This is a genomic window from Pseudomonas bharatica CSV86 (genome assembly GCF_000319305.2).
In the GTDB taxonomy this organism is placed as follows: Bacteria; Pseudomonadota; Gammaproteobacteria; order Pseudomonadales; family Pseudomonadaceae; genus Aquipseudomonas; species Aquipseudomonas bharatica.
In genome coordinates this window covers 166,803-185,812 of the sequence record NZ_AMWJ02000007.1, presented here as the reverse complement: position 1 = coordinate 185,812, position 19,010 = coordinate 166,803, and the positions used below count along the sequence as shown (strand labels likewise).

Annotated in this window: 19 protein-coding genes and 2 pseudogenes; 10 read left to right on the top strand and 11 right to left on the bottom strand. The window is 63.3% G+C overall.

Annotation, left to right across the window (positions count from 1 at the left end; translation table 11 throughout):
• Positions 1–92: 92 nt before the first annotated feature.
• From CSV86_RS30365 to CSV86_RS30345, 5 genes are all read left to right on the top strand, one after another.
• The gene (locus CSV86_RS30365) at positions 93–662 is read left to right on the top strand and encodes a GNAT family N-acetyltransferase (RefSeq protein ID WP_009394883.1); all 570 of its coding nucleotides are present in this window, start codon (positions 93–95) and stop codon (positions 660–662) included.
• A 65-nt stretch (positions 663–727) separates the two neighbouring features.
• Positions 728–1,597, top strand: a complete 870-nt coding sequence (tesB, locus tag CSV86_RS30360; protein WP_009394882.1) for an acyl-CoA thioesterase II — start codon at positions 728–730, stop codon at positions 1,595–1,597.
• The gene (locus tag CSV86_RS30355; protein WP_009394881.1) at positions 1,594–2,187 is read left to right on the top strand and encodes an HAD family hydrolase; all 594 of its coding nucleotides are present in this window, start codon (positions 1,594–1,596) and stop codon (positions 2,185–2,187) included. Before tesB ends, CSV86_RS30355 begins: the two co-directional genes overlap by 4 nt.
• Positions 2,188–2,321: 134 nt before the next feature.
• Positions 2,322–3,329, top strand: a complete 1,008-nt coding sequence (locus CSV86_RS30350) for a zinc-dependent alcohol dehydrogenase family protein (protein ID WP_009394860.1) — start codon at positions 2,322–2,324, stop codon at positions 3,327–3,329.
• A gap of 68 nt (positions 3,330–3,397) precedes the next feature.
• On the top strand, positions 3,398–3,610 hold the full coding sequence (locus CSV86_RS30345) for a PLDc N-terminal domain-containing protein (RefSeq protein WP_009394859.1): 213 nt from the start codon (positions 3,398–3,400) through the stop codon (positions 3,608–3,610).
• 5 nt (positions 3,611–3,615) lie between these two features.
• On the opposite strand, the gene CSV86_RS30340 is transcribed toward CSV86_RS30345, so the two are convergent.
• Positions 3,616–4,230, bottom strand: a complete 615-nt coding sequence (locus tag CSV86_RS30340; RefSeq protein ID WP_009394858.1) for a LysE family translocator — start codon at positions 4,228–4,230, stop codon at positions 3,616–3,618.
• A 114-nt stretch (positions 4,231–4,344) separates the two neighbouring features.
• Between CSV86_RS30340 and CSV86_RS30335 the strand changes: the two genes are divergently transcribed.
• Positions 4,345–4,797, top strand: coding sequence for an Lrp/AsnC family transcriptional regulator (locus tag CSV86_RS30335; RefSeq protein WP_009394857.1), 453 nt, complete (start codon positions 4,345–4,347; stop codon positions 4,795–4,797).
• A 165-nt stretch (positions 4,798–4,962) separates the two neighbouring features.
• Here CSV86_RS30335 and CSV86_RS30330 read toward each other — a convergent pair.
• Positions 4,963–5,397: pseudogene (locus tag CSV86_RS30330) on the bottom strand (outer membrane protein OmpK); the annotation flags it as partial.
• Positions 5,398–5,485: 88 nt separating this feature from the next.
• Entirely contained in the window at positions 5,486–5,893 is a 408-nt protein-coding gene (cadR, locus tag CSV86_RS30325; protein WP_009403731.1) for a Cd(II)/Pb(II)-responsive transcriptional regulator, read from the bottom strand.
• Positions 5,894–5,988: 95 nt separating this feature from the next.
• On the opposite strand from cadR, the gene CSV86_RS30320 reads away from it, so the two are divergent.
• From CSV86_RS30320 to CSV86_RS30310, 3 genes are read left to right on the top strand one after another with little or no spacing between them, the layout of a single operon-like run.
• Entirely contained in the window at positions 5,989–6,885 is an 897-nt protein-coding gene (locus CSV86_RS30320; protein WP_004364974.1) for a cation efflux transmembrane domain-containing protein, read from the top strand.
• A gap of 3 nt (positions 6,886–6,888) precedes the next feature.
• Complete coding sequence (lspA, locus tag CSV86_RS30315) at positions 6,889–7,401, top strand: signal peptidase II (RefSeq protein WP_003821921.1); 513 nt, start codon at positions 6,889–6,891, stop codon at positions 7,399–7,401.
• A 21-nt stretch (positions 7,402–7,422) separates the two neighbouring features.
• Positions 7,423–8,712 (top strand): ISL3-like element ISPpu12 family transposase, encoded by a 1,290-nt coding sequence (locus tag CSV86_RS30310; protein WP_004574636.1) that lies wholly within the window; start codon positions 7,423–7,425, stop codon positions 8,710–8,712.
• A gap of 43 nt (positions 8,713–8,755) precedes the next feature.
• Here CSV86_RS30310 and CSV86_RS30305 read toward each other — a convergent pair.
• The 8 genes and pseudogenes from CSV86_RS30305 to CSV86_RS30270 all read right to left on the bottom strand — a co-directional run.
• Positions 8,756–9,133, bottom strand: a pseudogene (locus tag CSV86_RS30305) (outer membrane protein OmpK); the annotation flags it as partial.
• Between the two features lie 249 nt (positions 9,134–9,382).
• Entirely contained in the window at positions 9,383–10,348 is a 966-nt protein-coding gene (locus CSV86_RS30300) for a 2-oxoglutarate and iron-dependent oxygenase domain-containing protein (RefSeq protein WP_009394855.1), read from the bottom strand.
• A 164-nt stretch (positions 10,349–10,512) separates the two neighbouring features.
• A complete protein-coding gene (locus tag CSV86_RS30295) occupies positions 10,513–11,595 on the bottom strand; it encodes a BMP family ABC transporter substrate-binding protein (RefSeq protein ID WP_009394854.1) in 1,083 nt (360 codons plus the stop codon).
• A gap of 267 nt (positions 11,596–11,862) precedes the next feature.
• Positions 11,863–12,789: an ABC transporter permease gene (locus tag CSV86_RS30290; protein ID WP_009394853.1), complete on the bottom strand. Its 927-nt coding sequence runs from the start codon at positions 12,787–12,789 to the stop codon at positions 11,863–11,865.
• A gap of 56 nt (positions 12,790–12,845) precedes the next feature.
• Positions 12,846–13,946 (bottom strand): ABC transporter permease, encoded by a 1,101-nt coding sequence (locus CSV86_RS30285; RefSeq protein ID WP_037058604.1) that lies wholly within the window; start codon positions 13,944–13,946, stop codon positions 12,846–12,848.
• 13 nt (positions 13,947–13,959) lie between these two features.
• Complete coding sequence (locus CSV86_RS30280; protein ID WP_009394851.1) at positions 13,960–15,495, bottom strand: ABC transporter ATP-binding protein; 1,536 nt, start codon at positions 15,493–15,495, stop codon at positions 13,960–13,962.
• Between the two features lie 269 nt (positions 15,496–15,764).
• Positions 15,765–16,091, bottom strand: coding sequence for a branched-chain amino acid transport AzlD family protein (locus CSV86_RS30275; RefSeq protein ID WP_009394850.1), 327 nt, complete (start codon positions 16,089–16,091; stop codon positions 15,765–15,767).
• Positions 16,088–16,822 carry an AzlC family ABC transporter permease gene (locus tag CSV86_RS30270; RefSeq protein WP_009394849.1) on the bottom strand — a complete coding sequence of 245 codons (735 nt, stop codon included), beginning with the start codon at positions 16,820–16,822 and terminating at the stop codon, positions 16,088–16,090. Before CSV86_RS30270 ends, CSV86_RS30275 begins: the two co-directional genes overlap by 4 nt.
• Positions 16,823–17,084: 262 nt before the next feature.
• On the opposite strand from CSV86_RS30270, the gene CSV86_RS30265 reads away from it, so the two are divergent.
• On the top strand, positions 17,085–19,004 hold the full coding sequence (locus CSV86_RS30265; protein ID WP_009394848.1) for a tyrosine-protein phosphatase: 1,920 nt from the start codon (positions 17,085–17,087) through the stop codon (positions 19,002–19,004).
• Positions 19,005–19,010 lie beyond the last annotated feature (6 nt).

The following is a 19,010-nucleotide window of genomic DNA, read 5'->3' as shown; positions in this document are numbered from 1 at the left end:
GTACCGGGTGATCTTGCCCGATGAGGGCCGGGCGTAGCCAGCATTGCCTGCCTACGCTGTAGACTGCGAGGCCATGGACCCTGGAGCCATCGATGACGCAGATTCTCGAGCTGGAAAGCGCGCGCCTGGTGCTGCGCCAATGGCAGGACGACGACCTCAAGGAATTCGCTGCGCTGTGCGCCGACCCGCAGGTGATGCGCTATTTCCCCGCACCCCTGAGCCGGCTGGAAAGTGCCGCGCTGATCGGCAGGATCCGCGGTCATTTCGCCGAGTACGGCTATGGCTTGTGGGCGCTGGAGCGCAAGGACACCGGGGCCTTCATCGGCATGACCGGCCTGCTCAACGTTGGCTTCGACGCCGCTTTCACCCCGGCTGTGGAGATCAGCTGGCGCCTGGCCCGTCGCCATTGGGGCCTGGGCTTCGCCAGCGAGGCGGCCTGGACCTGCCTGCGCTGCGCCTTCGCCCAGCTCGGCCTGGAGGAAGTGGTGTCGTTCACCACCCGCGAGAACCTCGCTTCGCAGAAGGTCATGCAGGCCATCGGCATGCAGGCTGACCCCGCCGGCGACTTCGAGCACCCGAAACTCGAACCCGGCCACCCGCTGCGGCCCCACGTGCTGTACCGCATCGACCGGGCCCAATGGCAGGCCACCTTGCGCGGCTGAACCCGCGAATATTTGGACAAACCCTGTATCATTTGCCGCCTGGGCCTTGCTTTGGAGAATCTCGAATGAGCCATGTGTTGGACGATCTGGTCGATCTGTTGAGTCTGGAAGCGATCGAGGAAAACCTCTTCCGCGGTCGTAGCCAGGACCTGGGCTTCCGCCAGCTCTATGGCGGCCAGGTACTCGGCCAGTCGCTTTCGGCGGCGAGCCAGACGGTCGAGGAAGCGCGCCACGTGCATTCCCTGCATGGCTACTTCCTGCGTCCGGGGGATGCCAGCATGCCGGTGGTCTACTCGGTAGACCGCGTGCGTGACGGCGGCAGCTTCAGCACCCGGCGCGTCACTGCGATTCAGAAGGGCCATCCGATCTTCACTTGCAGCGCCTCGTTCCAGTACGACGAGGAAGGCTTTGCGCATCAGGGCCAGATGCCCGAGGTGGTGGGCCCGGAAAACCTGCCGTCGGAAGTCGAGCTGGCGCGCTCCGTGGCCGACCGGCTGCCGGAACACATCCGCGACAAGCTGTTGTGTGCCAAGCCCATCGAGGTGCGTCCGGTCACCGAGAAGGACCCGTTCAATCCCAAGCCCGGCGACCCGGTGAAGTACGCCTGGTTCCGCGCCGACGGCACCCTGCCGGACTCCCAGGCGTTGCATAAGTACATGCTGGCCTACGCCTCCGATTTCGGCCTGTTGACCACTTCGCTGATGCCCCATGGCAAGTCGGTGTGGCACAAGGACATGCAGATCGCCAGCCTCGACCACGCCCTGTGGTTCCACGGCAACCTGCGCGCGGACGAGTGGCTGCTGTATGCGATGGACAGCCCCTGGGCCGGCAATGGCCGCGGTTTCTCCCGGGGCAGCATCTTCAATCGCGCCGGGCAGTTGGTAGCCTCGTCCTGCCAGGAAGGGCTGATCCGTCACCGCAAGGACTGGGCATGAGCCTCAAGGACATTCGCCACTGGGTGTTCGACATGGACGGCACCCTGACCGTGGCCGTGCATGACTTCGCCGCGATTCGCCAAGCGCTGGGCATTCCGCCGGAGGACGACATCCTCACCCACCTTGCCGCCTTGCCTGCCGAAGAAGCGCAGGCCAAGCATGCCTGGCTGCTGGAGCACGAGCGCGACCTGGCGATTGCCTCGAAACCCGCGGAAGGTGCGGTGGAACTGGTGCGGGAACTGGCCGGGCGTGGCTATCAACTGGGCATCCTGACCCGCAATGCGCGAGAACTGGCCCATGTGACGCTGGAAGCCATCGGCGTGGCGGACTGCTTCCCGGTGGACAGCGTGCTGGGGCGTGATGAAGCGCCGCCCAAGCCGCATCCGGGCGGCCTGCTGAAACTGGCCGAGGCCTGGGCGGTGCAGCCGGCTGACATGGTGATGGTCGGCGACTATCGTTTCGATCTGGACTGTGGCCGCGCGGCGGGTACACGCACGGTGCTGGTGAACCTGCCGGACAATCCCTGGCCGGAACTGGCGGACTGGCATGCGGCGGATTGCCGGGCGTTGCGGGTCCTGCTCGGACACTGAGATTTTCCGAGGTCTTTCCGGCCTCATCGCTGGCAAGCCAGCTCCCACAGGACCGCGTGCACCGCCGACCCTGTGGGAGCTGGCTTGCCAGCGATAGGGCCCGGGAGACCACCACCTACTCCCAGGAGAACCCCATGAGCAAAGCCATTTACGTTCAACCCGGCGGCGGCTACGACAAGGTCGGCCTGGGCAGCGCGGACGCCGCAGCTCCGGCCGCCGGCGAGATCACCGTGCGCCTGCACGCCAACTCCCTCAACTATCACGATTTCGCCGTGGTCAGCGGCATGTGGGGCCCGAGCGCACCGCGCATTCCCATGGCCGACGGCGCCGGCGAGGTGATCGCGGTGGGCGAGGGGGTCAGCGAGTTCGCCGTGGGCGATTCGGTGGTCAGCACCTTCTTCCCTGACTGGCTCGATGGCGAGCCGCTGGTGGAAGGCTTCGCCACGGTGCCGGGCGACGGTATCGATGGCTACGCGCGTGAGCTTATGACCGCCCGTGCCACGTCCTTCACCCGCGCACCCAAGGGCTATAGCCATGCCGAGGCTTCGACGCTGACCACTGCCGGCCTTACCGCCTGGCGTGCGCTGATGGCCGATGATTCGCTCAAGCCAGGCGATACCGTGCTGGTGCAAGGTACCGGCGGCGTCTCGATCTTCGCCCTGCAGTTCGCCAAGGCGGCGGGCGCCACGGTGATCGCCACGTCGTCCAGCGACGAGAAGCTGGAGCGTCTGAAGACCCTCGGCGCCGATGAGGTGATCAACTACCGCAGCACGCCGAACTGGGGCGAGAAGGTGCGCGCCCTGACCGATAACCGCGGCGTGGACCATGTGATCGAAGTGGGCGGCCCGGCGACCCTGGAGCAATCCATGATCGCCGCGCGGATTGGCGGGCATGTTTCGCTGATCGGCATCCTGACCGGTGTCGCCGGGCAGTTGCCGCTGGTGCAGGCGCTGGTCCGGCAGATCCGCTTGCAGGGCGTGCTGGTGGGCAGCCGTGCGCAGCAGCAGGCGATGATCCGGGCGATCGATGCCAATGGCCTGCGCCCGGTGATCGACAAGGCGTTCGAGCTGGAGCAGATCGTCGAGGCGTTCCGTTACCAGGAAAGCAACCGGCACTTCGGCAAGATCTGCCTGAGCTTCTGATCCTCAATCCGAATGAACCCCGAGGCGTCTGCCGTGCCCAATGCAAACAGCCAAACGGGAGACAGCCTATGGAACACGGACATTTGTGGATCACCCTCGCGGTGTTGCTGGCGGTGCTCGAGGTCTGGGCCATCAAACGCATCATCGGCAGCCCGGCGCGGGCCGAGAACAAGATGATGTGGATCGTCTTCGTGGTCTTTGTGCCGGTGATCGGCCTGATCGCCTGGGGACTGAGCGGGCCCAAGTCGCGACCCGGCGTACCCCTTTCCAAGGAAGGTTGAGCGCGTCAGGCGAGCAGCCGCTCGCCGAACAGCACGGCGGCGATGGCAATCATCGCCAGCCCGGACAGGCGGCTGACATTGAGTGCCGCCGCCGGCCGGGCCTGCAACACGCTGCGAGCGCTGTAGCCGACCAGCAGGTAGATGATCCCGCAGCTCACCAGATGCAGCAGGCCAAGGGCAAGGATCTGGCCCGGCACCGGCCAACTGGACAGCGGATCGGTGAACTGCGGCAGCAGCGCCAGGAACAGCAGGAACACCTTGGGGTTCAGCCCGCTGACGCAGAACCCGCGCAACACCCAGCGCGACCATGACTCCGCCTTGTCCTCGCCGGCCGAGGGCGTCGAAGGCTTCCATAGCATGTTCACGCCCATCCACAGCAAGTACGCGGCGCCGACCAGGGTCATCACCGACAGTGCCGCCGGGTTGCTGGCCAATAGCGCTCCTGCTCCCGCCGCGACGATCAGCGTCGCCAGCAGATGCCCCGCCAACAATCCCGCCACCGCCGGTATTACCCAGCGTCCGCGGATTCCGGCGGAGATGACGTAGGCCCAGTCCACGCCCGGGGTAATCACGAACAGAAACGACACCGCCCAAAAGGCGGCCAGGACACTGACAGTCATCGGAAACTCCCCGGGATTTGCGCTGAAGATGTCTTCAGAAGACTACGCAAGCGCTGCGGGAATTATCTTTCGTATATCCTCCGGGTTCGCCCTGAACGTGGAAGATCCTTCCTGATGGACCGTATTGATCGAAAAATTCTTGCCGAGCTGCAACGGGATGGCCGGCAATCCCTGACCGAACTGGCCGAGCGGGTCGGCCTCAGCCTTTCACCCTGTCATCGACGGGTGCGGGCGATGGAGGAGTCGGGGGTGATCCAGGGGTATCGCGCGTATCTGTCGCCGACCGAGCTGGGGCTCAATTTCGCCGCGATCGTTTTCGTGACCTTGCGTGAAGGGCACCAGCAGGCGGTGCACGCCTTCGAGGCGGCCCTGCCGGAGATTCCGCAGATCCTTGAAGCCCAGCGTCTGTTCGGCGACCCGGACTACATGCTGCGCATCGTCACCCGCGATCTGCCGGCATTCCAGCAGCTCTACGACGAGCATCTGGCACGCTTGCCGAATGTGCAGCGCTTGAGTTCGACGCTGGTGATGAAGCAGGTGATCCAGGGGCGGGCGTTGCCACTGTGAGCAGGCACCGTTGAACCCCTGTGGGAGCTGGCTTGCCAGCGATTTGGCCGGTCCTGGCAACATCATTGCGCCTGCCGGCCTCATCGCTGGCAAGCCAGCTCCCACAGGATGGGGGCGTTGCCGGCGATGAGGCCAGTATGGGCAAAACTCCTCTTCGGACCGGCCTCAGAAGTGCGCCTTCACCAGCAGGCTGATCGCGCTCTGGTTCGTTCCGCCCAGCACTTCCTTGCCCAGGTAGCTGTCGTGGCTGATCCCGTACTTGTCGCTCCAGTAGTCATACTCCACCCCGACATAGAACTTCTCGCCCCAGCCCATGGCCTTGGCCAGGTCGTACTTGATCTGCGGGTTGAAGTGGAAGTTGGCGTGGTAGCTCTTGTCGTTGTCCACCACCCAGTCGATGAAACCGTCGATGACCACGTTGGAATTGCCCACCGGCACGGTGTAGCTCCACACCGGGGTGATCTGCCAGACCCCCTTGCCGTCACGCTTGCCATCCGGCGTGCGCAGGTAGGTGTTGAGCTGGAAGTAGTCGAAGCCGGGGATATTCAGGTCCACTGCGGGGCCGATCAGATAGGTATCGACATCGTCCTCGCCGAATTCAGGGTAAGCGGATTAAATGGTTGATCTTACCTTTGCATGAGAGTGAGACAGACCGGCATCTCATCGGATTATCTGGTTGATGCTTCACCTACTGCTGGTGCATGTTTCCTTCGCTAATTCCAGCAAGAACCCCACACGCCTCAACTTCCCGGTCATCGTTGCAACTCGCTCTCAGTGAAACGAGTTGTTTCTCAAGCGCTTGCAGAGCGGTTATCTGCGACCGCACATGAGAGATGTGATCATCGAGCAAGGCGTTGACGGCGGTACAAGGCTGATGAGGGTCGTCCTCATAGCTCTGTAGTTCGTGAATCTCAGCCAGTGACAGGCCCAGGATTCTGCAGCGACGGATGAAGGCCAGCCCCTCACCATGCTTCTCGGTATAGACACGGTAACCGTTGTCCTGCCGATCAGGCGGCGGCAACAAGCCCTGCTGTTCATAGAAGCGGATCGTCTGTGTTTCGACCCCTACCAACTGCGCCAACTGACCAATGCGCATCAGCCTCCTCCCCAACGGATTCTTTACTCTATTGACCTTATAGTAGCTTTATAGTTTTAAATGGTACCACAACATTGTTCAAGTGGAGTCGTATCATGAGCAAATCCTGTGGTGGCGCCTGTGGCGGTGATGCAACGTCCGCAGCGGATACCGATATACAGGCCTCCTCCGAGGCGCCAGGGAGATGGGTCAGTGTTTATGCCGTGCCGAAGATGGACTGTCCATCAGAAGAACGAATGATTCGCCTAGCCCTGAACGGCTTTGAGGAGATTCGGGCGCTGTCCTTCGACTTGTCGAACCGCCGGCTGAAGGTCGTGCATGACGGCGAGGTCGAGCCCGTCACCTCGAAACTGAAGACCTTGGGGCTAGGCGCCTCGCTTCAGGAAACCGTCGCTGCAAATCCGGAGACCATCAAGGCCGCCGAGTTTTCGGCAGCTTCTGCTAAGCAAGAATCCGGGACCCTGCGCTGGTTGCTCGGCATCAATGCACTTCTGTTCGTGGTGGAAATGACTGCCGGTCTGATCGCCCGGTCCACCGGCCTGATTGGAGAATCCCTGGACAATTTTGCCGATGCGGCGGTGTACGGGCTTGCCCTTTATGCGGTTGGACATAGCGTGAAAATGCAGGTACGTGCCGCGCATCTTGCTGGTGTACTGCAACTGATCTTGGCTGTGGGCGTGCTCGTAGAGGTGGTGAGACGCTTTGTATTCGGTAGTGAGCCTGAATCGCTGGTGATGATGGCTATCGCATTCGTCGCATTGATTGCCAATACCAGTTGTCTGCTGCTCATATCCAAACATCGGGAAGGCGGGGCGCACATGAAGGCAAGCTGGATATTCTCGGCCAACGACGTGGTGATCAACCTGGGGGTCATCACCGCCGGCGCCCTGGTCGCGTGGACCGGTTCCAATTATCCGGATCTGATTATCGGCACCATCGCGGGGGGCATTGTACTTAACGGTGCCAGACGCATTTTGGCGTTGAAGGGTTAAATAATGCTCATTATTGGCAAAAAGCTCTCGCCGTATGCCCTATTGTCCATATCGGGCCTGCTGGCAGCGTCTGATCAGGCTGTAAAGTGGCTGGTGCAGCAATCAATGGCCTATGGCGAGTATGTTTCGGTGACCCCGTTCTTTAACTGGGTGCACCTATGGAACACCGGTGCCGCATTCAGTCTTTTTGCGAATGGTGGAGGCTGGCAGCGCTACTTTTTTATCGGAATCGCGGTAGTGGTCTCGATTTTTCTGATCAAGCTGATCCTTGAAAATCGTCATAAAGGAGAAGCCATCGCTTACAGTCTTATCCTCGGTGGCGCCATGGGCAACCTGATTGACCGGGTCTTTCGCGGCTATGTTGTGGATTCCTTTGATTTCTATTGGCGAGACTGGCATTGGCCGGCCTTCAACCTGGCTGATATTGCAATTGTCCTCGGTGCCTTACTTTTCGTTTCCAGCAGCTTGTTGGGTAAAAAAGCAAACACCAATGCCGAGTCGGATGGATCTGACTGACACCTACGCCTATACAACACCATGACCGAACTTCCCGACAACATCCTTCACCTGCCGCAATACCAAGTACTGGGCTGCAAATCAACCGACGACGAAATGCACTTCCAGGTGGACGTGCCCGATCCCATCGCCTGCGAGGAATGCGGCGTGCAGGGTGAGTTCGTACGGTTCGGCAAGCGTGACGTTCCCTATCGTGATCTGCCCATCCACGGCAAGCGGGTCACTCTCTGGGTGGTCCGCCGCCGATACACCTGCCGGGCCTGCAAGACAACATTCAGGCCCCAGCTACCGGAGATGGTGGACGGATTCCGTATGACACTGCGGCTGCATGAGTACGTGGAGAAGGAATCCTTCAACCACCCCTACACCTTTGTGGCGGCACAGACCGGCCTGGACGAGAAGACGGTGCGCGACATCTTCAACGCCCGCGCCGAGTTCCTGGGGCGCTGGCACCGCTTCGAGACGCCCCGCATCCTGGGCATTGACGAGCTATACCTGAACAAGCGCTACCGCTGCATTCTGACCAACATTGAGGAGCGAACCCTGCTCGACCTGCTGGCCACCCGCCGCCAGGACGTGGTGACCAACTACCTGATGAAGCTGAAAGACCGGCAGAAGGTCGAGATCGTCAGCATGGACATGTGGAACCCCTACCGGGCAGCGGTCAAGGCTGTGCTGCCCCAGGCCCGTATCGTGGTCGATAAGTTCCATGTGGTGCGCATGGCCAACGATGCCCTAGAGAGAGTGCGCAAGGGCCTCAGAAAGGAGCTGAAACCGTCCCAGAGCCGGACTCTCAAGGGAGACCGGAAAATCCTGCTGAAACGCGCTCACGAAGTCTCAGACCGGGAGCGCCTCATCATGGAGACCTGGACAGGCGCGTTCCCGCAACTGCTGGCCGCCTACGAGCACAAGGAGCGCTTCTACGGCATCTGGGACGCCACCACACGGCTCCAGGCAGAAGCCGCCCTGGACGAGTGGATAGCCACCATCCCGAAGGGCCAAAAGGAAGTCTGGAGCGATCTGGTCAGGGCAGTGGGAAACTGGCGCGAAGAGACCATGACCTACTTCGAGACGGACATGCCCGTCACCAACGCTTACACGGAGTCCATCAACCGACTGGCCAAGGACAAGAACCGTGAAGGGCGCGGTTACTCCTTCGAGGTGATGCGGGCACGAATGCTCTACACCACGAAGCACAAGAAGAAGGCACCGACTGCGAAGGTCTCTCCTTTCTACAAGAAAACCATCGGTTACGGACTGCCGGACTTCGCAGAGGAACTCAACTACGGAGTCGATCTATCAACCATCTGAGGGTGGTATCAGATTGATGGGGTGAAGGTGCCCCATCAACCATTAAATCCGTATACCCGAATTCATAGGTGGCCGAGAGCAGCACGTCCTTGATCGGGCCGAACGACAGGTCGGTGCCGGTGATCTTGCCGAACGACAGGCGCGGGCTGAACTCGCCGTAGAAGCTGTGGCCGTCGCCCGCGCCGTTGGTGGCCTCGGTGTTGTACTTGATGCCGTCGACGAAGAAGAACAGGTCGCCGAAACTCCAGCCGCTGGCGTGCTCGAAGGTGACGGTCTGCTGCTTCGGCGGATCGACCTTGAAGTCGATGCCGTTGAGGTAGGTGAGGCTGTTGTCCTGCCACAGCAGAAGGTCGCCGGCCAGGGCCTGACCGGTTGCCAGCACGCCGCCCGCCAGCAGCATGGAAGTAGTGGTGCGGATCATCGAAAGCTCCTGATTTCTTGTGTTTTTCAAGGGGTGAACCTGTCGTGTTGGTCAGGCTTTCTCGATAGAGCAGGAAGGGTGCCAATTCCTGTCCGGATGGACAGAAATCGTAATAATTTCGTCGCCCCGGCGTTTTTCGCGGTCTGTAAACGCAAGACGCCGCGCAACCAGGGGGTTGCGCGGCGTCTTGCCTGGCGAAGATGCTTCAGGATGGCGCGTCGTCGCGCCATCACGGGGCCTGGCCGCAGATCAGGCCTTGGCTTCCTCGCGGCGGTAGGCGTAGGTATCGGCGAAGCGCGAGAGCATGTAGGCGCTGCACGACACGGCCGGGTAGCGGGCCGGGTTGTCCTGGCCGGAACAGTTCGGCAGGCAGCTGATTTCCGTATCCGGATGGGGCTCGGCGAAGAACGGCATGGAGTAGCGATCAACCCCCAGCGGGCTGATCACCCGATGCGGCGTGGACTTGTAACGGTCATTGCTCCAGCGCGCCATCATGTCACCGATGTTCACCACGTAAGTGTCCTCGATGGGCGGCGCGTCGATCCATTCGCCGTCCAGGCTCTGCACCTGCAAGCCGCCCGCGTTGTCCTGGTACAGCAAGGTCACGCAGCCGTAGTCGGTATGCGCCCCGGCGCCCTGCTGGTCGGCACTGCTGGCGCTTTGGCGCGGCGGGTAGTGGATCATGCGGAACACGCTGATCGGCTCGGCGAAACGCCGGTCGAAGAAATCCTCCTCGATGCCCAGCGCTTCGGCCATCGCTCGCAGCAGGGTCAGAGACAACTGGTGCATGTCCTGGTAATGCTGTTGCAGCAGTGTTTCCCAGCCGGGGATATCCGGGTGGCGGTTGGGGCCGCGCAGCGGTTTTTTCGCCAGCACGTCGGGGTGCTGCGCGTCCATGTGGAAGCCCATGTCGAAGGTTTCCTTCAGGTCGCTCGGGCGGCTTGGGTCCAGCTGCTCGGTGGCGATGGCGCCGTAGCCGCGGTGATGGGCGCTTTGGGTGATGTCGATTCGCAGTTTCTCTTCGGCCGGGCGGGCGAAGAAGTCCTCGGCGATGGCCTTGAGTTCGGCGATGCGTGACGCTGCGATCGGGTGTCCCTTGATGTAGTAGAAACCCCATTGCCGGCAGGCGGCGTCGATCTGCCTGGCCACAGCCTGGCGGGCGGCGGGATCGTCCTGGTACAGCGGGGTGATGTCGATGATCGGCAGGGTGTTCATGAATGGCTCCGGGAAGGACGGACCGCACCAGGGTGTGGTCCGCAGTGCTGCGAGTCTTCTCGTACCCAGGCAGCGAAGAGGCCGGCGGAGCCGGCCTTGTGCGCGGTTCTCATGGGAGGGACGGCGGCACACGGGCGGGCGGGAGCGGCGCTCCCGCCTGGCGATCACTTCGGCAGTTGCGCGGTGATGCCTTTGACGTAGTAGTTCATGCCGGCCAGTTCCGCATTGGTGGCCACCTTGCCTTCAGGGATCTTGACGGTGCCGGCCTGGTCGAGGATCGGGCCGGTGAAGGGGTGGAACGAGCCGTCCTTGATGCTGGCGATGATCTGCTCGGCGCCGCTTTTCACGTCGGCCGGGACCAGGTCGCTGATCGGCAGTTCGACGGTGCCGTCGGCCAGGCCACCCCAGTAGTCCTGCGACTTCCAGGTACCGTCCATGACCGCCTGGGTGCTCTTGATGTAATGCGGGCCCCAGTTGTTGACGATGGAGGTCAGCACCGCTTTCGGCCCGAAGTGGGCCATGTCCGAGGCGTAGCCTATGGCATAGACGCCACGGCGTTCGGCGGTCTGGATCGGCGCCGGGCTGTCGGTGTGCTGGAACAGCACGTCGACGCCCTGGTCGATCAGGGCGTTGGCGGCGTCCGCCTCCTTGCCCGGATCGAACCAGGAGTTGACCCACACCACCTTGATCTCGGTGCCGGGGTTGTACTTGTCCAGGGCCAGCTGGATGGCGTTGATGTCGCGCAGCACTTCCGGGATCGGGAAGGAGGCGACGTAGCCGATCTTTTTCGTCTTGGTCATCTTCGCCGCGAGGTAACCACCGACATAGCGGCCTTCATAGGACGTGGCCAGGTAGGTGCCAAGGTTCTTGTCCTGCTTGTAGCCGGTGGCGTGTTCGAAGGTGACTTTCGGGAACTGCTTGGCGACCTTGGCGGTGGGGTTCATGTAGCCGAAGGAGGTGGCGAAGACCAGGTCATAGCCGCCCTTGGCCATGTTGCGGATGACCCGCTCGGCGTCGGCGCCTTCCGGTACGTTCTCGACGAAGCTGGTGTCGATCTTGTCACCGAACTGCTTGATCAGCGCCTGGCGGCCCTGTTCGTGCTGGTAGGTCCAGCCGTGGTCGCCGATCGGGCCGATGTAGACGAAACCTACCTTCAACGGATCGGCGGCGGAGGCGGACAGTGCGGTGCTCAGGCCGATGGCGGCGGCCAGGGTGCGCAGCAGGTTCTTGCTTTTCTTCTGTTGCATCGGGGGTGGGCTCCTGTGGGTCTTTTCTAATGGCCGTGTCGGGCTTTTCTGGGTAGTACAAAAAGTCAGTGCAAAAAGCTGACCATGTGGGCAAAAAATGGTGTTTCGGGGGTTGCTGGGACTTTGGCGTAACTGAGGTGGTGCATCAGGGGGTGTGAACTGCCCTTGAGTAGTGCAGTGCTGCTGATGGCCTCATCGCTGGCAAGCCAGCTCCCACAATGTGTCCACCCTGTGGGAGCTGGCTTGCCAGCGATAAGGCCATCCGATTCAGCGCCCACCCTTCCAGGGTTGCCCCAGCGACACCGGCGCATACAAGCGGGTCTTGATCGCATCCCGCGACAGCACCACCAGCACCAGGATGGTCGCGACATAGGGCAGCATCGCCAGCAGGTTGGCCGGGAAGCTCACGCCGATGCCCTGGGCCACCAGGTGCAGGATGCTGGCGAGGCCGAACAGGTACGCCCCCAGCAGCACGCGGAACACCCGCCAACTGGCGAATACCACCAGGGCGAGGGCGATCCAGCCACGCCCGGCGGTCATGTTCTCGGCCCACATCGGGGTGTAGGCGAGCGACAGATAGCCACCGGCCAGGCCGGCCATGGCGCCGCCGAACAGCACCGCCAGGGTTCTTACCCGCAGCACGGGCAGGCCCATGGCACTGGCGGCATCCGGGTTTTCACCGACAGCCTGCAGCACCAGTCCGGTACGACTTTTCAGCAGCACCCAGGCGATCAGGATGAAGAGCAGGAAGGATAGGTAGACCAGCACATCCTGGTTGAACAGCATGTGGCCCACGATCGGCAGTTCCGACAGCAGCGGGATTGCCACCGGCTCGAAGCCGGTCAGCGGCTTGCCGACCCAGGCGGAGCCGACGAAGGACGACAGGCCCACGCCGAAGATGGTCAGGGCCAGCCCGGTTGCCACCTGGTTGGCCTGGCAGCCCAGCGCTACCAGGGCGAACAGCGCCGACAGCAGCATGCCGGCCAGGCAGGCCATCAGGACGCCGAGCCACAGGTTGCCGGTGGCGAAGGCGGCGATGAAGCCCGCCACCGCGCCGAACAGCATCATGCCTTCCTGGCCCAGGTTGAGTACGCCGCTCTTTTCGCAGACCAGCTCGCCCAGGGCGACCAGCAGCAGCGGTGTGCCGCAGCGCACCATGGCGTAGAGAATGTTGCCAAGCAGATCGGGATCCATAATCGAAACCTCAGCCCGCGCGCCATTGGCGCGGGTAAACGAAAAGTCAGTCGGAGTCAGGCATTCGCCGGTTCGGGCAGGCGCACGGGCTGGCGCCTGCCAAGCTTGAGGCGCGGCCGGTAAAGGATCAGCACGTCGCAGGCGAGCAGGTAGAACAGCATCATTCCCTGGAACAGCCCGGTCAGGGACTGCGGCAGGTTGAGGCTCATCTGCGCGTTTTCACCGCCCAGGTAGAGCAGCGCCATCAGCAGCCCGGCGACGAGGATGCCGAGGGGATTGAGGCGGCCGAGAAAGGCCACGGTAATGGCGGCATAGCCGTAGCCTGGCGACACCTGCGGCACCAGTTGGCCGATCGGTCCGCTGACTTCGCTGACCCCGGCCAGCCCGGCCAGGCCGCCACTGATCAGCAACGCCAGCCAGACCAGGCGCTTCTCGCGGAAACCGACGAATCCGGCGGCGCGCTGGTCGAGGCCGAGCACCTTGATCTGGAAACCCAGGAAGCTCTTGTGCAGCAGCACCCACACCGCCACCAGGGCGAGCAGGACGAAGTACAGGCCGACATGCACCCGGCCATCCTCGAACAGCGCCGGCAGGCGGCTGGCATCGCCGAACATCGCCGACTGCGGGAAGCTGAAGCCGTCCGGATCCTTGAGCGGACCGTGGACGAAGAACAGCAGCAGGTTCAGGGCGATGTAGTTGAGCATGATGGTGGTGAGGATCTCGTTGGCGTTGAAGTGCGTGCGCAGCCACGCCGCGAGCGCTCCCCACAAGGCCCCGGCGAGCGTCCCGGCGAGCAGGACCCAGAGCAGCGCCCAGCGGCTGTCCCAGTCGATGATCTGGATGGCCAGGGCACTGCCGGCCAGAGCGCCCATCAGCAACTGGCCTTCGGCGCCGATGTTCCAGATCCGTGCCTGGTAGGCCACCGCCAGGCCCAGGGCGCAGAGCAGGATCGGCAGGGCCTTGAGCAGCAGTTCGGAGAGGCCATAGAGATCGCTGACCGGCTCGATCAGCAGGGTGTGGAAGGTTGGCAGCGGGTCATGCCCGAGCGCGCTGAACAGCAGCGCTCCGCTGAGCAGGGTCAGCAGCCCGGCGAGCAGGGGCGACAGCAGGAGCATGGCGCGGGACTGCCGGGTACGGGGTTCAAGGGATAGCAACATGGCAGGCTTCTCGTCAGGCAGCGTCTTGCGTGGTGTCGAACTGGCCGGCCATCCAGCCGCCGACCTCCACGGTATGGGTTTCGGCGGTGGCCTTGAGCGGCGACAGGCGACCGCTGCACAGGGCGCCGATGCGGTCGCTGATCTGGAACAGTTCGTCGAGGTCTTCGGAGATCACCAGGATTGCCGCGCCGGCATCGCGCAGGGCGATCAGCGCACGGTGGATCGCCGCGGCGGCACCTACATCGACGCCCCAGGTCGGGTGCGCGGCGACCAGCAGTTTCGGGTTCTGCAGGATCTCGCGGCCGAGGATGAATTTCTGCAGGTTGCCGCCGGAAAGGCTGCGCGCCGTGGTCTGGGCATCCGGCGTCTTCACTGCGAAGCGCTCGATGATCCGCTCGGCCAGCTCCAGCACCTTGCCCGAGCGGATCAAGCCGCGGCTGACCAGGCCTTGCTGGAAGGCGGTGAGCAGGGCGTTGTCGGCCAGGCTCATATCCGGCACGGCGCCGTGGCCGAGGCGTTCGGCGGGAACGAAGGCCAGGCCAAGGGCGCGACGGGCGTCGGGATAGAGGTTGGCCATGGGCTGGTTATCGAGGGTGATGCGTTCGCGCTCGCCGGCCGGCAGGCGGGTTTCGCCGCTGAGCAGCGCCAGCAGCTCGTCCTGGCCATTGCCGGCGACCCCGGCGATACCGACGATCTCGCCGCTGCGCACTTCAAGGCGCAGGTGTTCGAGGGAGGTGCCGAAGGGGTCCTTGTTGCGCCAGGTCAGGTCGTCTACCCGCAGGCGCGGCAGCTGGCCTGCGCTTTTCGGGTAGCTGGCCTCCAGCCCCTCGGCGTCGCCGACCATCAGCCGCGCCAGCTGCAGGTCGCTGCATTCGGCGGGTACGCAATCCCCCGAGACCCGGCCGCCGCGCAGCACCGTGGCGCTGTGGCAAAGGGCGCGGACCTCGTTGAGCTTGTGGCTGATGAACAGGATCGAACAGCCCTCGGCGGCCAGGGCGCGCAGGGTGATGAACAGCTCGTCGACTTCCTGGGGCGTCAGCACCGAGGTCGGCTCGTCGAGGATCAGCAGCTTGATGTCCTGCATCAGGCAACGAACGATCTCGACCCGCTGGCGCTCGCCGATGGACAGGCTGTGCACCAGGCGCTCCGGTTCAAGGCCCATGCCGTAGCGCCGGGAGACCTCGCGGATGCGCGGCGCCAGTTGCCCTGGCGTACCCGCTTCGCGGCCCAGGGCCAGGGCAATGTTCTGTGCGACGGTCAGGGTCTCGAACAGGGAGAAATGCTGGAACACCATGCCGATCCCCAGCCGGCGGGCCTGGGCCGGATCGCGCACCTGCACGGGCTGGCCCTCCCACAGCACCTGGCCGGAGTCGGGGGCGGTGACGCCGTAGATGATCTTCATCAGGGTGCTCTTGCCCGCGCCGTTCTCGCCGAGCAGGGCATGGATTTCACCGGCGCCGATACGCAGGTCGATGCGGTCGTTGGCCAGGGTGCCGGGGTAGCGCTTGGTAATGGCGCGTAGCTCCAGGCGCAGGGGGAATTCGGACATGGGACTGCTCGGGGATCAGTGTGTTGAGCAGCTTGCAAAGCAAAAACATGGCCAAGTGGTCAGATTATTACTGGAGGGGCCGGGGTAAAGGGGTTGTGGGTTTGTAGGAAGGTGGTTTGGAAGGGGCAGGAAGGGGAGAGTGATTGGTTTTGGGGCGGGTGGGGGCATCAAACTGGTGCGGTGACTTTGACGGCCTCATCGCTGGCAAGCCAGCTCCCACAGGTTCACCACTGTCCCTGTGGGAGCTGGCTTGCCAGCGATGAGTCCCTTCAGTGCATGAGCATCTTCAACCCCCACAAAGCCCCCATCCCCACCGCCAGGGTCAGCACGGTATTGCGGGTTTTCCACGCCACCAGCGCCGCCAGCACCGCCGCCGGAATCTGCGGATTGCCCAGCACGAAATCGCCATGCCCTTCCGGATACACCACCGCCGGCAGCACCAGCGCCGCCAGTACACTGGCCGGCACATAGGCCAGGGCCCGGCTCACCAGCGGCGGCACCCGCAGGTTGCCGTACAGTTCGACGAAGGACAGGCGCAAGGCAAAGGTCCCCACCCCGACGGCCAGGAAAAGTCCCCACAGGGCCAGGTCGCTCATTGGCTTTCTCCTTCTGCTCGATAGTCTGCTTGCGACGCTTTCCTGCGCAGGCTTTCCGTGACCACCCCTGCAACCACTCCGCCGATCGACGCCGTCACCAGCCCGAGGTTGTACGGCAGATCCACCGCCGCCACGGCAATCCCGCCGCCGACGATGGCCGCCACCAGCGCCGGGATATTGCGGATCCCCGGCACCAGCAAGGCGAGGAACGACAGGGGAATGGTGAAACCAAGCGACCAGCTTTCCGGAATGCTCCCACCCAGGAAAACGCCTGCCACTACCGCCAGGTTCCATGCCAGCCACATGGCCGCTGCCGTGCCCGCGTAGTAGTGATAGCCATAGCGCCCCAGCTCGCCGGACGACAGTCTCAAGACGCACAGCGCGTAGGCCTGGTCGGAAAGCATGTACGACAGCGGCCAGGTCCAGCGCCGTGGCAACGCGTGCAGATAGGGCGCCAGCGAGGCGCTGTACATGATGAAGCGCAGGTTGATGATCAGCGCCGTGGCGACGATCGCCACCGGCAGCACGCCGCCCTGGATCAGTTGCAGGGCAACCATCTGGGCCGAGCCGGAATAGAACAGCAGGGTCATGCCGATGGCCATGGTCGGGCTCATGCCCATCTTGACCGCCATGACACCGGTTACCAGGCCAAAGGGGATGACACCGGGCGTGAGGGGCAGCAAGGCACGGACGCCCGCGCCAAAGGCGGCACGGCCGGAGGGGTAAGGCATTTCGCCTCCTTGTTATAGGTTTTGTATGACAGACCTATCCGTCTGCATCGCGGGATAGAGTGTAGGGCTTCTCGGTTGTCGCCGACGAGCCGGACGTCCTGCATATGCAGGATTGGCTGATTGTCCGGGGCAGCCATCACGGACGAAAAACGCAGCATGCGGACAGATCGCGCCGGCATTTTCCTGTGCTGGGGTTTTGTAATATCCAGTCACAATGCCCTGAAGATAGTAGCCGCCTCACTTCCCTGAAAGAGGCTACGCCGTGTTGCTCCGTGTCCTGTTTTCCCTGTCCGCCCTCAGCCTGTCCATCGCCGCCCAGGCCGCCGGGACCTACGACCTCGACACCCCGCGCCTGACCGGTATCGACAACTTCCGCGATATCGCTGGTACCACGACGGCCTACACCACGGTCAATGACGGCACGATGCGTTCGGGCGTGTTCTATCGCTCCAATGCCCTGACCCCGACGGCGTCGGACCTGGCCACGTTGAATAGCCTCGGCATTTCCAATGTCTACGACCTGCGCACCCCAAGCGAGATCGCCGCGACCCCGGACACCCTGCCGAGCGGCGCGGTGTACCAGAACATCGACATCATCGGCGGCACCGCGTCCGGCGCGAACGTGACCAACATTTCCTTCACCAGCGCCGCCCAGGCCGTGGCGATGATGGAGGAAACCAACCGCGCCTTCGTCAGCGATAGCGGTATGCGCAGTCAATTCAGCGCACTGTTCAACGAACTGGCTGCGGCCGACGGTGCCGCGTTGTTCCATTGCACCGCGGGCAAGGACCGCACCGGCTGGACCGCCGCCGTATTGCTGAGCATCGCCGGGGTGGACAGCGCGACCATCATGGAAAACTACCTGGCCACCAACGACTACACCGCTGCCCGTGTCGCCGCCACCCTGGCCGCACTGCCGGCGAGCATGGCGGCGATCTACGAGCCGTTGCTCGGTGTGCAGGCCAGCTACCTGCAAGCCGGCCTCGACGAGGTAACCGCCGAATACGGCAGCATGGACAATTACCTGAAGGAAGGCCTCGGCCTGTCCCAGGAAACCATCTACGTACTGCGTGGGAAAATGGTGTTCTACAACAGCCTGCCGGGGGCTGCCGACCTGCAGGGCAACTCGGCGGCGGGGGCTCGGCTACTGTCGCAGTTGCAGAACAGCAGCCTGTCCGGGGACTACACGGCTTACAACTACTACCTGCAATCGGCGATCGATGCGGGCACCCTCGGCGGTGTCGAAGCGACCGTGGGCGGGCAGGTGCATGCCGACGCGGTCAGCTACCTGCTGCGCCAGGGCGCGCTGCTGGACAACGCGGCGGCGCCCTATGCCAGCGGCACCGATCTGAAGATCGGCCAGTACCGCTTGTGGACCACGGCGCTGGCAGGGTACCAGGGCACCGATGGTTCCTCGCGGGCAGCGAGCAGCAACGAGCATACCCAGGGCATGATGGTCGGCATTACCCAGCGTTTCTCCGAGCAGCTCAGTGCGCATGCCGGCTTTGGCTACAGCAATGGCAGCGTCGGGGCGGCGGGTGGTGATGTGGATACCGACCTGACCTTCATCAAGGCCGGTGCGCGTTTCGCCTTCGACACGCTGGACCGTGGCCTCTTCCTTGAAGCCGGGTTGAGTGGCGGCTGGCTGGACTACGACAGCAAGCGGGAACTGGGTGGTGGTCTTGGCGTGGCCAAGGGCGATACCGACGGCACCCTGGCGGGTGCGAGCCTGGCACTGGGCTACCGGATGCCGATGTCGGGTGTCACGGTCGAGCCGAGCCTGGGGGTGCGGGTCAGCCGCGTGGATCTTGATGGCTTCCAAGAGAAAGGCAGCGAACTGGCCTTGCAGGTGGAGGCGTTGAAGGAAACCCGGCGCAGTGCCTTTGCCAACGTCAAGGCCACCTTCGCAGCGCATGAACTGGGCGCCGGCTGGCAATTGACGCCGGGGCTCGACGTAGGTTACGAGCATGCGCTGGGCAACCATGACGTCGATAGCCAGGGCCATCTGCTGGGGCTGGATGTCGAGCAGCGGGCGGCGTTCGACAGCCGTGACCAGTTCAGTGGCGGTTTCAGCCTGACGGCGAGCCAGGGCGATTTCAGCGTGGGGGCTGATCTTGGCGTTATCACTGGCGGGGACAGTCATGGCGTCAGCGGGAATCTGAAGGCCAGCTACCAGTTCTGACCCGCT

What these genes read in the sequence shown, in the direction of transcription:
- CSV86_RS30365 (WP_009394883.1), top strand. Translation starts at nt 93, where the DNA reads ATGACGCAGATTCTCGAGCTGGAAAGCGCGCGCCTGGTGCTGCGCCAA.
- cadR (WP_009403731.1), bottom strand. Translation starts at nt 5,893, where the DNA reads ATGCGCATTGGTCAGTTGGCGCAGTTGGTAGGGGTCGAAACACAGACG.
- CSV86_RS30310 (WP_004574636.1), top strand. Translation starts at nt 7,423, where the DNA reads ATGACCGAACTTCCCGACAACATCCTTCACCTGCCGCAATACCAAGTA.
- CSV86_RS30320 (WP_004364974.1), top strand. Translation starts at nt 5,989, where the DNA reads ATGAGCAAATCCTGTGGTGGCGCCTGTGGCGGTGATGCAACGTCCGCA.
- CSV86_RS30340 (WP_009394858.1), bottom strand. Translation starts at nt 4,230, where the DNA reads ATGACTGTCAGTGTCCTGGCCGCCTTTTGGGCGGTGTCGTTTCTGTTC.
- CSV86_RS30350 (WP_009394860.1), top strand. Translation starts at nt 2,322, where the DNA reads ATGAGCAAAGCCATTTACGTTCAACCCGGCGGCGGCTACGACAAGGTC.
- CSV86_RS30280 (WP_009394851.1), bottom strand. Translation starts at nt 15,495, where the DNA reads ATGTCCGAATTCCCCCTGCGCCTGGAGCTACGCGCCATTACCAAGCGC.
- CSV86_RS30275 (WP_009394850.1), bottom strand. Translation starts at nt 16,091, where the DNA reads ATGAGCGACCTGGCCCTGTGGGGACTTTTCCTGGCCGTCGGGGTGGGG.
- CSV86_RS30355 (WP_009394881.1), top strand. Translation starts at nt 1,594, where the DNA reads ATGAGCCTCAAGGACATTCGCCACTGGGTGTTCGACATGGACGGCACC.
- CSV86_RS30335 (WP_009394857.1), top strand. Translation starts at nt 4,345, where the DNA reads ATGGACCGTATTGATCGAAAAATTCTTGCCGAGCTGCAACGGGATGGC.
- tesB (WP_009394882.1), top strand. Translation starts at nt 728, where the DNA reads ATGAGCCATGTGTTGGACGATCTGGTCGATCTGTTGAGTCTGGAAGCG.
- CSV86_RS30295 (WP_009394854.1), bottom strand. Translation starts at nt 11,595, where the DNA reads ATGCAACAGAAGAAAAGCAAGAACCTGCTGCGCACCCTGGCCGCCGCC.
- CSV86_RS30270 (WP_009394849.1), bottom strand. Translation starts at nt 16,822, where the DNA reads ATGCCTTACCCCTCCGGCCGTGCCGCCTTTGGCGCGGGCGTCCGTGCC.
- CSV86_RS30285 (WP_037058604.1), bottom strand. Translation starts at nt 13,946, where the DNA reads ATGTTGCTATCCCTTGAACCCCGTACCCGGCAGTCCCGCGCCATGCTC.
- CSV86_RS30345 (WP_009394859.1), top strand. Translation starts at nt 3,398, where the DNA reads ATGGAACACGGACATTTGTGGATCACCCTCGCGGTGTTGCTGGCGGTG.
- CSV86_RS30290 (WP_009394853.1), bottom strand. Translation starts at nt 12,789, where the DNA reads ATGGATCCCGATCTGCTTGGCAACATTCTCTACGCCATGGTGCGCTGC.
- lspA (WP_003821921.1), top strand. Translation starts at nt 6,889, where the DNA reads ATGCTCATTATTGGCAAAAAGCTCTCGCCGTATGCCCTATTGTCCATA.
- CSV86_RS30300 (WP_009394855.1), bottom strand. Translation starts at nt 10,348, where the DNA reads ATGAACACCCTGCCGATCATCGACATCACCCCGCTGTACCAGGACGAT.